This window comes from Pseudomonas sp. QC2 (genome assembly GCF_002859085.1).
In the GTDB taxonomy this organism is placed as follows: Bacteria; Pseudomonadota; Gammaproteobacteria; order Pseudomonadales; family Pseudomonadaceae; genus Aquipseudomonas; species Aquipseudomonas petroselini.
The window spans coordinates 255,110-269,909 of sequence record NZ_PKKS01000023.1; the positions used below are offsets into that span (position 1 = coordinate 255,110).

Here is a 14,800-nt window from a genome sequence, read left to right on the forward strand (position 1 = left end):
TTTCAGGAAGACCAGAACATGAAAATAACCAAAAGTCTGTTGCACGTGGGTGTGCTTGGGCTGTCGATCCTGGCGAGCAACGTCATGGCCGCAGTCTCGGCGGATGAAGCGGCCAAGTTGGGCACGAGCCTGACGCCGATGGGCGCCGAGATGGCCGGTAACGCTGCAGGCACCATTCCTAAATGGTCGCCGCTGCCTACCAACGCCGGCGCCGTCGACGCCCGTGGGTTCCTGGCCAACCCCTACGCCAGTGAGCAACCGCAATTCACCATCACTGCGGCGAACGTCGAGCAATACAAAGACAAGCTGGCACCGGGGCAGTACGCGATGTTCAAGCGTTACCCGGAAACCTTCAAGATGCCGGTCTACCCGACCCATCGCGGCGCCACCGTGCCGGCTGATGTGTTCGCCGCGATCAAGAAGAACGCCACCACCACCAACCTGGTGTCCGGCGGCAACGGCCTGGAAAACTTCGAAACCGCCGTGCCGTTTCCGATTCCCAAAAGCGGCGTTGAAGTCATCTGGAACCACATCACCCGTTATCGCGGCGGCAGCGTGACCCGTCTGGTAACCCAGGCTACGCCACAAACCAACGGTTCCTACAGCCTGGTGTACTTCCGCGACCAGTTTGTGTTCCGCGACAAGATGAAAGACTTCGACCCGAAAAACCCGGGTAACGTGCTGTTCTACTTCAAGCAGCAAGTGACCGCGCCGGCCCGTCTGGCCGGTGGTGTGCTGCTGGTGCACGAAACCCTGGACCAGGTGAAGGAGCCGCGTTCGGCCTGGGTCTACAACGCCGGCCAGCGCCGTGTTCGCCGGGCGCCGCAAGTGTCCTATGACGGCCCAGGTACCGCCGCCGATGGTCTGCGCACGTCCGACAACCTCGACATGTACAACGGTGCACCGGATCGCTACGACTGGAAGCTCGAAGGCAAGAAAGAAATCTACATCGCCTCCAACAGCTACAAGATCGATGATCCGAAGCTCAAGTACGCCGACATCATCAAGGCCGGCCACATCAACCAGGACCTGGCTCGCTACGAGCTGCGCCGCGTCTGGCACGTGGTCGCGACCTTGAAGGAAGGCCAGCGCCATATCTATGCCAAACGTGATTTCTTCATCGACGAAGACACCTGGCAAGCGGCGGTCATCGACCACTACGACGGCCGTGGCCAGCTGTGGCGCGTCGCCGAAGCCCACGCCGAGAACTACTACGACAAGCAAGTGCCGTGGTACGCCCTGGAAACCCTCTACGACCTGCAGTCCGGCCGCTACCTTGCACTGGGCATGAAGAACGAAGAGAAACAGGCGTATGACTTCGGCTTCACCGCCACCACCAGCGACTTCACGCCAGCGGCCTTGCGCCAGGATGGTGTTCGCTAAGCTGAGTTAACTCGCAAATGTGGGAGGGGGCTTGCCCCCGATAGCGGTGTGACAGTCAAAAAGTGCATTGACTGATCCGCCGCCATCGGGGGCTTGCCCCCTCCCACATTTTTTGTCGCAGTTCTTTTTCAGGCAAATGTTGCAAAGATCTACAAACCTGCCGCTTTTACCGCTAGTCTGCGGACATCTGCAATGCCGACAACAGCCTTCTACAAGAGCCCGGCGATGACTGATCTGTCCCGAATCCAAGGGCCTGCCAGCGCGGTAATCCCCACCCTGGAAGGTCGTTTCTACAGGCCACCCCTGCCTGACGGCTACGTGCTGCGACCGCGCCTGTGCGAGCGCCTGAGTGCCGGGCTGGAAGGGCGGCTGTTGCTGGTCAGCGCGCCGGCGGGGTTCGGCAAGAGTTCGTTGGCGGTGGAGTTCTGCCAGAGTCTGCCGCCCCATTGGCAGAGTTTGTGGCTGGGCCTGAGCCCGCGTGACAACGACCCCGGCCGTTTCCTCGAACGCCTGCTCGACGGTTTGCAGCAATTCTTCCCGCAACTCGGCGCCCAATCCCTGGGCCTGCTGAAAATGCGCCAGCGTCACCAACCCTTTGCTTTCGAAGAATGGCTGGATGGCCTGCTCGATGAGCTGACGGTGCACCTGTCTACCCGCGCGCCGCTGTTGCTGGTGCTGGATGACTATCACCTGGCCCAAGGGCCGGTGCTCGATCGCTGCCTGCAGTTTTTCCTCAACCATTTGCCCGATGGCCTGGTGGTGCTGGTCACCAGCCGGCAGCGCCCGGACTGGCATCTGGCGCGGCTGCGGTTGTCGCGCCACCTGCTCGAGCTGCACGAACAAGACCTGCGCCTGACGCACGGCGAATCCCTGGCCGTGCTGGATCGCCACAGTAGTTCCTTGCGCGGCGAAGCCCTCGACAACCTGATCCGCCGCAGTGAAGGCTGGGTCGCCGGTTTGCGCTTCTGGTTGCTGGCCGCCTCTGAAGCCGGCAGTGATGGTGCCCTGCCCCAGAGCCTGCACGGGGGGGAAGGGCTGATCCGCGATTACCTGCTGGAAGAAGTGATCGACTGCCTGCCGGCCGACGTGCAGGCGTTTTTGTACGACACTGCCCCTCAGGATCGTTTTTGCAGCGCGCTCTGCGACGCCGTGCGCGAAGCTCATGACAGCGCCGAAATCCTGCGTTACCTGCAAGCCCACCAAGTGTTCCTGGTACCGCTCGACGAGCAGGGCCATTGGTACCGTTACCACCATTTGTTTTCCGACCTGCTGCGCACCCGACGCGCCAGCAGCAACGTGCTGCCAGCGGCCAGCCTGCACCTGCGTGCGTGCCGATGGTTCAATGCCCAGGGCTTGATCGATGAAGCGGTGGAGCAGGCGTTGCGCGCCGGTCACCTGGATGTGGCCGCCAACCTGGTGCAGAACCTGTCCGAAGAGCAACTGTTGGCCGAGCAGAATGTGGGCATGCTGCTGCGCTGGAAAATGGACTTGCCCGACAGCTTGCTGATCAGCACGCCGCGCTTAATCGTGCTCTACAGCTGGGCTTTGGGCCTGGCCTGTCAGTTGGATGCGGCGGAGGAGCTGTCCAGCTACCTCAGCCGCTTCCTGCCGGCACCGTCGGCCACCGCGCAGAAATCGATGCTGGCTCAATGGCTGGCGCTGAGCGGGATCATCGCGCGGGGCCGGGGCGATCGCGAGCTGACCCAGCGCTATTGCAGCGAAGCGTTGGAAAGCCTGCCGCAACGGCGTTACGGCCAGCGGCTGATGTGCCTGTCGACCCTCTCCAACCTGGCCATTGTCGATGCCGACCTGTGGCGTGCCCGTGGCTTGAATCGCGAATCCCTGGAGCTGGCGCAGCGCGTCGGCAACCCGTTGTTCGAGGCCCTGGCCCATTACGACCGTGCGCGCGTGTTGCAGGCGCGCGGCGAAATCCTGCGCTCCCTGGATGAAGTGCGCCAGGGCCTGCAACGCCTGCAGGGCCTGGCGCCTCAACGGTTGTACGCGGTGCGCGCGCGTCTATCGCTCTATGAAGGTTTTTTGCTGCTGGTGCGGCTCCAGCCCGAAGTCGGGCTCGCCCGCTTGCGCGCCGGCCTCGCCGAAGCCCGCGCTTGTCGCGACATCAGCGTGTTGATCGGCCATTGTGTGATCGCCAGTTTCGAAGGCCGCCGTGGCGACTTCGCCCGTGCCTTTGCCGAGCTCGCCGAGGCGGAGCGGCTGATGCATATCTGGGACGTGCCACCGATCTACTACCTGGCGATGATCACCCTGATCAAATGCGAGCTGTGGCTGGCCCAGGGCCGCACCGACCTGGCCGACGCCTGGCTGACCCGCCTGGCGCAAACCTACAACGGTGAGCAGGCTGCCGCCGCGCCAGAGTTTCATCCACACCTGCCGCAACATATCGGGTTGCAGCAGGCGGCCCTGGATGCCATTCGCCATCAACCCGTGGCGGCGCTGCTCCGGCTTGAAGAGTTGGCACAACAGGCCCACAACAGCGGGCGCCAGATGATCGCCCTGATGGCGCTGACGCAGCAGGCCCAGTTGCTCTTGGAAAGTGGCCAGGAAGCCAAGGCGCGCTCGGTTCTGGTCCAGGCCCTTGAGGCCGGCGCCGGGGGCGCGCTGCAACCTTTCCAGCGCTTGTTGGAAGGGCACCCTTGCTGGATGCGCGAGCAATTGGGCAAGGATGCGCAGGGTCTGCTGAACCAGAGTTTGCTGGTGCTTCTGCCGACGGTGGTGACACCCGAGGTAGCGCCGGCTCACGAAACCTTGAGCGCGCGTGAGTTGGCAGTGCTGAAACTGATTGCCCAAGGCTGCTCGAACCAGGAAATCAGTAACCAGCTGTTCATCTCACTGCACACCGTGAAGACCCACGCCAGCCACATCAACAGCAAGTTGGGGGTGGAGCGGCGGACCCAGGCGGTGGCCCGTGCCAAGGCAATGGGCCTGCTGGCGTAGACCCTCCGAAGTCTATGGCGCGCTTGGGCACTGGTTGGACGACCTGTCGACTGCCTGGCGAATCTGCGCCGCGAAGCGTTTGAGATTGTTCTGGTGGGCGAGCACCAAGTCGTCAATGCTCGCGCCGGCCGGCGACTGCAAGGTGGTGCGGCAGGTCAGCGGCGCGCGATCACTGCCGCTGGCCGGCCGCAGACGCCATTTGACGTCGAGCAGTGCGTACTGGCCGGGCACGGAGTCAAAGCGCTGCACCTCAAGGCGTAGCAACATCGATTGCCGAGGATTGCTGTTGGCCAATTGATCCACCAGCGCGCTCCTCAACTCATCCACCAGGCTGGCAGCCCACCACTGTGTATCCAGGATCGCGACGCCGCTGTTGCCTTGGCGAACCACAATCTGGGGGCGGTCGACTTGTGGCGGCACACTGATACTTTCGATTTTTATCCCACCCGCGTCGGTCCCGGTGCTGTTGCTCCACTGCGCCGGGGTCAGGGTATGAAAAGTAATCGGTGTACTGCTGCATGCCCCCAGCGCGAGCAATGCGCTGAGCAGGGTGACTTTCAACGTTAACGTCATGGCGCTTGCTCCACGGTTCATTTGCGCGGCGGTCCTTGCAGGTCCAACGGGGCGGCGTTATCGGGGCGGCCGCGAATCAGTGATTCCGGGTGTCGGCCCAGGTAGTCCGACAGCTCGCGCAAGGAACGCGACATGCGACCCAGCTCATCCAGGGTCTGGGTCAGTTGCTCGCGTTGCGGTGAGTCTTCGGCCAGGGTCGAGCTGGCCGATTGCAACGTCTTGCTCACGTCAGCCAGGGTGTTCTGGACGCTTGGCAAGGTCTTGGCGTTGAACTGGGTCAGTCCTTTGCGCAGTTCCACGAGGTTGCTGTCGAGGTTGCCGGCGATACGTTCGATCGGCAGCTGGTTGATCTTGTTGACGATGTTTTCGAGTTTTTCCTGCAACTGTTCCAGGTTGCCAGGAATCGTGGGAATGCTGACCGGACGCGCCTTGGGATCAAACGCCACCTTCTCGGCTTTCGGGTAGAAGTCCAGAGCGATGTACAACTGGCCGGTCAGCAAATTGCCGCTGCGCGCCTGGGCCCTCAGGCCGTTTTCGATAAACGAGCCGATCAGGCGTACACCGGCGGCTTCATCATTGGGGTCATGGTTCATCGTCTTGAGCAACTTGGTATGGGCCTGACCGAGCAATTGCGGGTAGATCACGATGCCGACGTTGAGCGGAAAGCTGCGCTTCTTCGCGTCGAAATCCAGGTTGATTGACACCACCTTGCCAAACTCGACGCCGAGGAATTCCACTGGTGCGCCGACCTTGAGCCCGCGCAGCGCCTGGTCGAAGCGCAGGCTCATGTATTGCCCCTGGCCATTGGGCGGGGCGAGGGCGGAGAGCTGATCGTCGAACAGTTCAAACGTGCGCTCTTCACTGGCCGGCTTGTCGTTGGGGCTGTAAGGCGGTGCCAGGAAAGCGATACCGCCGACCAGCATGGACGACAGCGATTCGGTTTTCAGCGCGAAGCCATTGGCGCCCACACTCAGGTCGATGCCGCTGGCGTTCCAGAACCGCGTGTTTTCGGTGACGTAGACATCGTTGGGCGCGTGCACGAATACCTCGATATCGACGCCCTTGCCTTCGGCATCCAGCTTGTACGCCACGACCTGGCCGACCTCGATTTTGCGGTAATACACCGGCGAGCCGATATCCAGCGAACCCAGGTTCTGCGTGTGCAGGGTGAAGCGCTTGCCCGGTTCGCCGTAAGTGATGGGCGGCGGGTTTTCCAGGCCGGTAAACTGTTTGGCGCGGGTCTCGGACTGGCCAATGTCGGCGCCGATATAGTCGCCAGAGAGCAGGGTGTCGATGCCGGACACGCCGCCGGCGCCGATGCGCGGGCGTACCACCCAGAACTGCGAGTCGGCGCGGGTAAAGCTGTCGGCCTGCTTGGCCAGCTTCACGGTGGCGTTGACGCTTTTCTGGTCGTCACTCAAGGCCACTTCGGTCACTTGGCCGATCACCACGTTGCGGTATTTGACTTCGGTTTTATTCGCGGTCAGGCCACTGCCGGTCTTGAAGTTAAGGATGATGGTCGGGCCTTGCTGGAGCACGCTGTGAACCACCAGCGAAATCCCCACCAACACCGCAACGATCGGTACGATCCAAACCAGCGAAACGCTGAAACGCCGAGTCTTGACGGCCGGCGAGCCTGGGGATTGCGGGGTGTCAGGGGTGGGTGACGTCATCCGAGGTATCCTTGGTGTGTGGGGTTTCCCAGATCAGCCTCGGGTCGAAGCTCATGGCGGCCAGCATGGTAAACACCACCACCAGGCCGAAAAACAGAATGCCCAGGCGTGGCTCGATAGTGCCCAGGGCCTGGAACTTGACCAACGCGGCCACCAGCGCAACCACGATCACGTCGAGCATGGACCAGTAGCCGATCAGTTCGACAAACCGAAACAGCTTCGAGCGCTCTTTGCGCGCCCAGCGGCTGTTGCGCTGCACGGTGACCAGCAGCAGCGTCAACGACACAAACTTGATGCCCGGCACCGCGATGCTGGCGATGAAAATAATCAGCGCAATGTCCCACGCACCATGCTGCCAGAACTCCAGCACGCCGCTCATGATGGTGCTATCTGCGCCTGAACCGAGCATGGTGGTGTTCATCACCGGCAGCATGTTGGCCGGCACATAAAACGCCAGCGCCGTCAGCATATAGGCCCAGGTACGGGTCAGCGAGTTGACTTTGCGCCGGTGCAGGGGGGCGTCACAGCGCTGGCATTCCGGCGCGCCGGTGCTGATGTCGGCAGACAGGCCACAACTGTGGCACAGGCACAGGTTAAGCTCGCTGGCAGTCGGTGGCGGGTTCATACGGCGTCCCACAGGTCGCGCACGTCACGACCGGCAATACGGATCAGCAACAGGCTGAGCGCCGCCAGGGCAAATAGCCCGGTGCCGGGGATCACATCCAGCATACCGGCCAGCTTGAACACGGCCACCATCGCACCGAGCAGGCACACTTCCAGCATGCTCCAAGGTCTGAGCGCTTCCAGCCAGCGCATGCATAGCTTGAAGGCGGGCGAACGTCTGCCCGAGAGCGCAAAACTCAGCACCCAGGTCAGCAGCAATAGCTGAAACACCGGTGCGATGATGATGGAAATAGCGGCCACCAAGGCGATAAAGGTAATCGGCCCCAGACTCAGCGCAACCACTGAATCCCATAGGGTGGCGCTGTTTTTCAGGCCTTGCAGGCTGATGCTCATCACCGGATAGAAATTGGCGAAAGTCCATAACACGGCGGCGGTCAGGGTCAGGGCGAGACGCTGCTGTACTGACAGGCCGTTGTAACGCTGGAGTACGCCCGCGCAGCGCACGCAATGGGCTTTTTGATGTTTGGCGAGCGTGACTTTTTCGTACACACAGTCGCAGTGCTCGCAGATGATCAGCTGATTCGCCATGGGGCTCGCTCCAGCGCGGCGCGGTTGCGGTCTTGGATTGTTCTTCAATGGCGCTTGGAAAGCTTAGCCTTTGGTACTCGGGACGCCATGCTCCCTTTCGGGGCAGGGGTATCGTCAACCATACTCTGTGCCGAATATGCCATAGAGCCTGCTGGAGCACCGATGAATATTGAACACGCCGCACTCATCCGCGAGACCTTTCCCGTCGGCCCGCTGCAGTGCAACTGCACCATCATCGGCGACCCGATCAGCAAAAAAGCCATCGTGGTCGACCCGGGTGGCAACCATGAGCTGATCCTGGCGCGCCTTGATGCATTGGGCCTCAGGGTCGTGAGCATTATCCACACCCATGCCCATCTCGATCACTTCCTGGCGTCCGGGCAGTTGAAAGAGAAGACCGGCGCCACATTGCACTTGCACAAGGAAGATCAATTCCTCTGGGACAATCTGGAAATGCAATGCCAGATGTTTCGCGTTCCCTACACCCCGGTGCCTTCGCCTGATCGCTGGCTGGAAGATGATGAGGAATTGGCCTGCGGCTGCGGTGTGGCGTTGCACACACCGGGGCATACGCCGGGGTCGATGAGTTTCTGGTTTGCCGATGCCAAGCTGCTGATTGCGGGTGACACGCTGTTTCGGCGCGGTATCGGGCGTACAGATTTGTGGGGCGGGGACCAGGCGACCATTGTGCGTTCGATCAAACAACGGTTGTACACGCTGGATGAAGGCGCGACGGTGGTGACCGGCCATGGGCCGGATACCCGCTTGGGTGATGAAATGCGTGAGAACCCTTTTGTGCGGGCGTGAAGGAATAATTGCGGGGGCGGCGCTGTTCTCTGGCCAGGATTGGCAAGCGTTGTAGCAAAAACTCAGGTCGTGTTCAGCGTGGGTCTGCTACGGTTTCTGTAGGCACGGAATTTTTACCGTTTGTCGCGTTCAAAACTCGGCACAGGTCCATTGCCAATGTCCTCTGCACCTCAGAATGCAAAAGTAGGAGCTCCCTTCATGTTCACTTCGCGTCGTCTGCTTGTTGTTGCTACGGTCGTAGCCCTGTTGTCTGGCTGCGCATCACCTAACCCTTATGACGGCAGCAGCCAGGGACAGGCGAGTAATGAATCCGGCGGTATGAGCAAGACTGCCAAGTACGGTGGCCTGGGTGCCCTGGCCGGTGCATTGGCCGGTGCCGCCATCGACCATAACAACCGTGGCAAAGGCGCGCTGATCGGCGCGGTCGTTGCAGGTGCCGGTGCCGCAGGCTATGGCTACTATGCCGACCAGCAAGAAAAGAAACTGCGTGAAAGCATGGCCAACACCGGTGTTGAAGTTCAGCGCCAGGGCGACCAAATCAAGCTGATCATGCCCGGCAACATCACCTTCGCCACCAACTCCGACGCGATCTCCAGCAGCTTCTACCAGCCGCTGAATAACCTGGCCAACTCCCTCAAGCAGTTCAACCAGAACACCATCCAGATCGTGGGCTACACCGACAGCACCGGTAGCCGCCAACTGAACATGGACCTGTCCCAGCGCCGTGCGCAGAGCGTGGCCAACTACCTGACCTCCCAAGGCGTCAACGGTGCGAACTTGAGCGCTCGCGGTGCCGGCCCGGATAACCCGATTGCCAGCAATGCTGATGTCAACGGCCGTGCCCAGAACCGTCGCGTGGAAGTGAACCTCGGCCCGATCCCAGGCCAGCAGTACGGCCAGCCAGGTGCCCAGCAACAGGCGCCACAGCAGAACAACCAGTTCCAGGGCAACCCGTACTCGCAGTACCAGTAAACATTCGTTAATAAAAAAGGGCGCCTGTGTAAGGCGCCCTTTTTTGTGGCTGTCGGTTACATCAATCGATGTACTCGAAGACCTTGACGATTTTCTGTACGCCCGACACGCCCTGCACCAGGTTGGCGGCGCGAGTGGCTTCAGCCTGGGTCAGCAGGCCCATCAGGTAAACGATACCGTTGTCGGTCACGACTTTGATGCGCGAACCGGGAATCGCGTTATCGGTGAGCATCTGCGCCTTGATCTTGGTGGTCAGCAGGGCATCGTTGCTGATGGCCAGCAGGGTGATCGGGTCCATCACCTGCAGTTCGTTATGAACCTTCTTGACCCGCTGCACGGCCGCGGCGGCTTGTTCGGCCTGGGACTTGAGGTCGGCGCGCGGTGTCTGGCCGGCCAGCAGTACCACGCCGTTGAAGCTGGTGACGACGATGCGTGAAGCACCGTTGCCCAGATCTGGAGCGGCTTTGGCGACGTTGACTTCGACCTTGGTTTCGATCAGCGAGTCATCGATCTTGCTGCCGAAGGTACGGGTGCCCTTGTCATCCTGAATAGGGGTGTCACGTGTTGCAGTGATGGCCGTGCTGCAGCCGCTGATAGCGAGGCACAGGGTGATGGCCAAAAGGCTGAGGCGGTTAACGGTCATTCTTCACTCCCAAACAGTTGGCTGTCGATCAGATCGCACAGGCAATGGATCGCCAGCAGGTGGACTTCCTGGATACGTGCGGTGACATTGGCCGGAACGCGAATCTCCACGTCTTCGGGCAACAGCAGCGAGGCCATGCCTCCACCATCGCGTCCGGTCAATGCTACGACAATCATTTCGCGATCATGTGCGGCCTGGATCGCTTGAATAATATTCGCCGAGTTGCCGCTGGTGGAAATCGCCAGCAGCACGTCACCTGGTTGGCCCAGGGCGCGGATCTGCTTGGAGAAGATTTCGTTGTAGCTGTAATCGTTGGCGATCGAGGTGATCGTCGACGAGTCGGTGGTCAAGGCGATGGCCGGCAGGCTCGGACGCTCACGCTCGAAGCGGTTGAGCAGCTCGGACGAGAAATGCTGGGCATCGCCGGCCGAACCGCCGTTGCCGCACGAAAGCATTTTGCCCTCGTTGAGCAGCGCGTTGACCATGACCTGACTGGCTTGCTCGATGTGCGGTGCAAGTACGTCCATCGCCTGTTGCTTGGTGTCGATGCTGGCCTGGAAAAGCTGGCGAATTCGGGATTGCATGTCCATCTGTGTGACCTTAAGTAGCGCGGCTGTTTGGCACAGGAATGTGCAGCCCGCAAAGCAAAGAGCAAAAGTGTTGGGTGAAGATGTCCGGTGAATCAGCTGTCGAAGGCATCTTTGAGCCAGTTCAGATCAGCCTGACCAGACGGTGTGCTTTCTAGGGCAACCACATCGAAACGGCAGGGGGCGTCGGCCCAGCGATGCTCTTTTTGCAGGAAGAACTGCGCGGCGAGTATCAGCTTCTGACGCTTGCGCCCGTCAATACTGGCGAGCGCGCCACCCCATTGTGCGTGTTTTCTGTAGCGGACTTCGACGAATACTACTGTATCGCCGTCAAGCATGACCAGATCAAGCTCGCCACGTTTACATAACCAGTTCTGCGCCAGTAGGCGCAGACCCTGGTGTTGCAGGTATTTCAGCGCTTGAAGTTCGGCATCCTTGCCGCTTTGTGCGCTGGACCTCTCAGGCATCAGCGAGGGGTGTCCGGTAGGCGCTGGATCTCGCCGCCGACGAATTTCGCCCAAGGCATCTGGCGATCAACGCGTTGGTTGGCGCTGATGCCCAGGTTGCCCGACAGGCCGTCAACGCGGGTATCCGGCAACGCTTTGAGTTGCCCCAGGCGTGGCGCCAGGCGGTAGGCATCGACGCCCATCGCGTACAGACGGCCAAGGCTGCCGTTGGCCTGCGGCCATTGTGCGGCAACCTGGTTGCGCAGCGGGTCGGTGGTGTTGAGCAGCCAAGGGGTTTCGCAGAACATCACGTTGGTCATGTCCAGGTACTGGTTCTTGTCGCCGCTGGCACTGAATACGTGGGACGTGGCGTATACCGGCACATCGCCGGCGTATTGGAAGTTCAGGGTTGGCTTGATCTGCTGGGCCAATTGCGGGGTCACGGCCAGGAAGATGAACTCGATGTCCTGGCGACGCGACGGCTGCGCGGCTACGTCGGTGCCGACGGTGCTTTGCAGGCTCTTGGCACGGCCTTCGCTTTTGCGCAGTTGGAACAGGTCGGCGATCTGCTGGGCGAGGGCCACTGGCTGATCAACGTACTCAACCCCCATGACCGTGCCGCCGTTGGCTTCCCAATCCTGACGGAAGGCCTTGTAGACACGCTCACCCCATTCGCCACGCGGCACCATGGCCGCAGCACGATGCAGGCCGTCGGCCCGGGCACGGCGCGAGACTTCGCGGGCTTCGTCTTCCGCGGCCAGGCCGAACTGGAACAACTGTGCAGGGCTGCGATCCGTCTCGCTGTAGTTCAGCGCCAAGGTGGTGATTGGCAATTGCGGGCGCGCGCTGAGTTGTTTGACCAGCGGCTTCTCCAGCGGGCCGACCACCAACTGTACGCCGGCGGCCTGGGCCTTGGCGTAGAACTCATCGATGGAGGTCAGGCGTGAGCTGTCATAGAACTCGATCACCGGCGGCTTCTGCCCGGCCTGTTCGGCCTGGTAGTGCGCAGCCATGAAACCTTCACGCAGCGCCTTGCCGACGGAGGCCAGCGGGCCATCCTGCGGCAGCAGCAGGGCGATCTTGTTCAGGGGCTGGCTGGCCAGTTCCTTGAGCTTGGTGAGCGGCGTCGGCAGTTGCACGGCAGCCGGGTGGCCCGGGTTCTGCGCGCGCCAGGTGTCGATGGCGGCTTGTTGTTGCTCCAGCGTACCGGCGCCCTTGACCGCCTGGGCCAGGGTGATCCAGCCGTCCAGCACCGGGTTGCCGCTGGCTTGCAGCTGTTCGGCCGGCAGGGCGGCGATCAATGCCCAGATGGCTTCGTGGTTGCTGTTGGCGGCATCGCCTGTGAGCAGCGGGGCCATGGCAACGCGCTCGCGGGCGGCGGCCAGGGTCTGGCCATCGGCTTCATAAGCGCGGGCATGCACAGTACCGGTGCGGATCTGCTGTTCAGGCGGCAGGTCCTTCAGGTTTTGCAGGCTCGGGTGGTTCAAGGCGGTCAGCGCGGCCTTGGGCTGGTTGCGCGTCATGGCCAGTTCGGCGGCCAGGGTGCTGGCAAATACTTGCGCGGCTGGCTTGAGGACATCCAGGGGCACCTGCGCAAGTATCTGCGACGAACGGCCAGGATTGTTCTGTTTGTAGGCCAGGTCGGCTGCGCTCAGGCGCAGCATAGCCGCCTGTTCTGGCGTCTTGGCGGTAGTGGCCTGTTCGAGCAGTTGCTCGATACTGGCGTCCGGGGTCCGTGGAAGGTCGCCAAGGCTGGACGAGGGCGAGCTGGCACACGCGGCCAACAAGGCAGCGAGGCAGAGGGCGGAGAGCAGCCGCAGGCAAGCGATCATGTAAGTGTTCCTGATACCGATCAAATTAGCGTGGAATTGTACCCAAGCACTGGCCCAGGCGCGATGTTACTGGCGTGAAACCGTCGATTTAGGTCGTGCAAATGTTGATATTGGTTACGGAAGGCTGAAAAGGCATCGGCCGTGATGGCATATTTTCAAGGCGCCTACGCGCTACAATGTGGCTTTTGCCAACCATCGAGGTGTGCGTTTTGACTGCTCCAGGTCCTTTGAATTCCACTGCAGGCTCGCTTTTTGTCGTGGCGACGCCCATTGGCAACCTGGACGACATCAGTGCCCGGGCGCTTAAAGTGTTGCGCGAGGTTAAATTGATCGCGGCCGAAGACACACGGCACTCCCAGCGGTTGATGCAGCATTTTGGTATCAGCACGCCCTTGGCGGCCTGCCACGAACACAATGAGCGCGAAGAAGGCAGCCGTTTTATCGTGCGCCTGCTGGCGGGCGACGACGTGGCGCTGATCTCCGACGCGGGTACCCCGCTGATCTCCGACCCTGGCTACCATCTGGTGCGCCAAGCGCGGGCCGCTGGTATCAATGTAGTGCCTGTTCCGGGAGCCTGCGCGCTGATCGCTGCATTGTCGGCGGCCGGCCTGCCTTCCGACCGCTTTATCTTCGAAGGTTTCTTGCCGGCCAAGGCGGTAGGGCGGCGTGCGCGTCTTCAAGCGTTAAAGGAAGAGCCGCGCACCTTAATTTTCTACGAAGCGCCTCATCGCATCCTTGAATGCCTGCAGGACATGGAGCTGGTCTTTGGCGGCGAGCGCCTGGCGCTGCTGGCCCGTGAGCTGACCAAAACGTTCGAAACCCTCAAGGGGTTGCCCTTGGAGGCGCTGCGCGGGTTTGTCGAAGGCGACAGCAATCAGCAGCGCGGCGAGTGTGTGGTGCTGGTGGCGGGCTGGACGGCACCGGAAAGCGAGGACGCCGTCAGTAGCGAGGCGATGCGTGTGCTGGACTTGCTGCTGAAGGAAATGCCCCTCAAGCGTGCTGCGGCGTTGGCCGCTGAAATTACCGGTGCACGCAAGAATGTGCTGTATCAAGTTGCGCTGGATAAACAGAAAGCCGAATAGTTCCGGGGTTAAACCGGTATTTCGTCCGAAGGTGATGGCATTGCTGTACTTTTAATACTTGTCCTAACTCCGCCGTGCCGTTAACCTGCGCGGCGGAGAGTCGATTGGACAGTCGCTGCCTTCTATGAAAATTAGGGGGGGGAGGAAAGTCCGGGCTCCATAGGGCGAAGTGCCAGGTAATGCCTGGGAGGCGTGAGCCTACGGAAAGTGCCACAGAAAATAACCGCCTAAGCACTTCGGTGCCGGTAAGGGTGAAAAGGTGCGGTAAGAGCGCACCGCGCGACTGGCAACAGTTCGTGGCTAGGTAAACCCCACTTGGAGCAAGACCAAATAGGGTCCCAAGGCGTGGCCCGCGCTGGGACCGGGTAGGTTGCTAAAGATGTCCAGTGATGGCCATCGTAGACGAATGACTGTTCAAGACAGAACCCGGCTTATAGATCGACTCTCCACCTTTTTCCTTCTGTCCGAATCTCGGGCAGAAACCCGGTAGTAACGCAAGAATCCCTCCCTGCCAAATCATTGGCAGATGCATCTTCGTAATACCAAAAAAATCTTACTCTTAATAAATTACTTTAACTTTAGCCTATAGCGCTTTGAGCTATCTGCGCTTGTTGGGCCAAAAATACCGTCGAACT

At 60.9% G+C, this 14,800-nt stretch carries 13 protein-coding genes and 1 other RNA gene; 6 read left to right on the forward strand and 8 right to left on the reverse strand.

Translation table 11 applies throughout. The annotated features are described in order from the left end of the window. The first annotated feature begins 18 nt into the window (after positions 1-18). Together QCBJ_RS21955 and QCBJ_RS21960 are read left to right on the forward strand one after the other, a co-directional pair. Entirely contained in the window at positions 19-1,383 is a 1,365-nt protein-coding gene (locus tag QCBJ_RS21955; RefSeq protein ID WP_012722276.1) for a DUF1329 domain-containing protein, read from the forward strand. A 225-nt stretch (positions 1,384-1,608) separates the two neighbouring features. Beyond that, positions 1,609-4,338: a LuxR C-terminal-related transcriptional regulator gene (locus QCBJ_RS21960; protein ID WP_102061592.1), complete on the forward strand. Its 2,730-nt coding sequence runs from the start codon at positions 1,609-1,611 to the stop codon at positions 4,336-4,338. A gap of 12 nt (positions 4,339-4,350) precedes the next feature. On the opposite strand, the gene QCBJ_RS21965 is transcribed toward QCBJ_RS21960, so the two are convergent. Genes QCBJ_RS21965 through QCBJ_RS21980 form a run of 4 tightly spaced genes read right to left on the reverse strand, consistent with a single transcriptional unit; the run spans position 4,351 to position 7,796 of the window. Then, the gene (locus tag QCBJ_RS21965) at positions 4,351-4,911 is read right to left on the reverse strand and encodes a membrane integrity-associated transporter subunit PqiC (protein WP_043204805.1); all 561 of its coding nucleotides are present in this window, start codon (positions 4,909-4,911) and stop codon (positions 4,351-4,353) included. Positions 4,912-4,928: 17 nt separating this feature from the next. Continuing rightward, positions 4,929-6,584 (reverse strand): intermembrane transport protein PqiB, encoded by a 1,656-nt coding sequence (locus tag QCBJ_RS21970; RefSeq protein ID WP_102061593.1) that lies wholly within the window; start codon positions 6,582-6,584, stop codon positions 4,929-4,931. Beyond that, positions 6,565-7,209 carry a paraquat-inducible protein A gene (locus QCBJ_RS21975; protein ID WP_102061594.1) on the reverse strand — a complete coding sequence of 215 codons (645 nt, stop codon included), beginning with the start codon at positions 7,207-7,209 and terminating at the stop codon, positions 6,565-6,567. The genes QCBJ_RS21970 and QCBJ_RS21975 overlap by 20 nt, the downstream gene beginning before the upstream one ends. After that, on the reverse strand, positions 7,206-7,796 hold the full coding sequence (locus QCBJ_RS21980) for a paraquat-inducible protein A (protein WP_012722281.1): 591 nt from the start codon (positions 7,794-7,796) through the stop codon (positions 7,206-7,208). Before QCBJ_RS21980 ends, QCBJ_RS21975 begins: the two co-directional genes overlap by 4 nt. A 162-nt stretch (positions 7,797-7,958) precedes the next feature. On the opposite strand from QCBJ_RS21980, the gene QCBJ_RS21985 reads away from it, so the two are divergent. Then, the gene (locus tag QCBJ_RS21985) at positions 7,959-8,603 is read left to right on the forward strand and encodes an MBL fold metallo-hydrolase (protein ID WP_102061595.1); all 645 of its coding nucleotides are present in this window, start codon (positions 7,959-7,961) and stop codon (positions 8,601-8,603) included. A 198-nt stretch (positions 8,604-8,801) separates the two neighbouring features. Continuing rightward, positions 8,802-9,575, forward strand: a complete 774-nt coding sequence (locus QCBJ_RS21990; RefSeq protein ID WP_012722283.1) for an OmpA family lipoprotein — start codon at positions 8,802-8,804, stop codon at positions 9,573-9,575. Between the two features lie 61 nt (positions 9,576-9,636). Here the strand turns inward: QCBJ_RS21990 and QCBJ_RS21995 are convergent, their stop codons facing one another. From QCBJ_RS21995 to QCBJ_RS22010, 4 genes are all read right to left on the reverse strand, one after another. Beyond that, the gene (locus QCBJ_RS21995) at positions 9,637-10,218 is read right to left on the reverse strand and encodes a BON domain-containing protein (RefSeq protein WP_102061596.1); all 582 of its coding nucleotides are present in this window, start codon (positions 10,216-10,218) and stop codon (positions 9,637-9,639) included. Further along, the gene (locus QCBJ_RS22000) at positions 10,215-10,808 is read right to left on the reverse strand and encodes a phosphoheptose isomerase (protein ID WP_007904374.1); all 594 of its coding nucleotides are present in this window, start codon (positions 10,806-10,808) and stop codon (positions 10,215-10,217) included. The genes QCBJ_RS21995 and QCBJ_RS22000 overlap by 4 nt, the downstream gene beginning before the upstream one ends. 92 nt (positions 10,809-10,900) lie before the next feature. Then, complete coding sequence (locus QCBJ_RS22005) at positions 10,901-11,272, reverse strand: YraN family protein (RefSeq protein ID WP_043204808.1); 372 nt, start codon at positions 11,270-11,272, stop codon at positions 10,901-10,903. Beyond that, positions 11,272-13,083 carry a penicillin-binding protein activator gene (locus tag QCBJ_RS22010; RefSeq protein WP_012722287.1) on the reverse strand — a complete coding sequence of 604 codons (1,812 nt, stop codon included), beginning with the start codon at positions 13,081-13,083 and terminating at the stop codon, positions 11,272-11,274. The genes QCBJ_RS22005 and QCBJ_RS22010 overlap by 1 nt, the downstream gene beginning before the upstream one ends. A gap of 176 nt (positions 13,084-13,259) precedes the next feature. Here QCBJ_RS22010 and rsmI point away from each other — a divergent pair, with 176 nt between their 5' ends. Together rsmI and rnpB are read left to right on the forward strand one after the other, a co-directional pair. After that, a complete protein-coding gene (gene rsmI / locus QCBJ_RS22015; RefSeq protein ID WP_162471070.1) occupies positions 13,260-14,165 on the forward strand; it encodes a 16S rRNA (cytidine(1402)-2'-O)-methyltransferase in 906 nt (301 codons plus the stop codon). Between the two features lie 96 nt (positions 14,166-14,261). Further along, positions 14,262-14,615, forward strand: an RNA gene (gene rnpB / locus QCBJ_RS22020) — RNase P RNA component class A. Positions 14,616-14,800 lie beyond the last annotated feature (185 nt).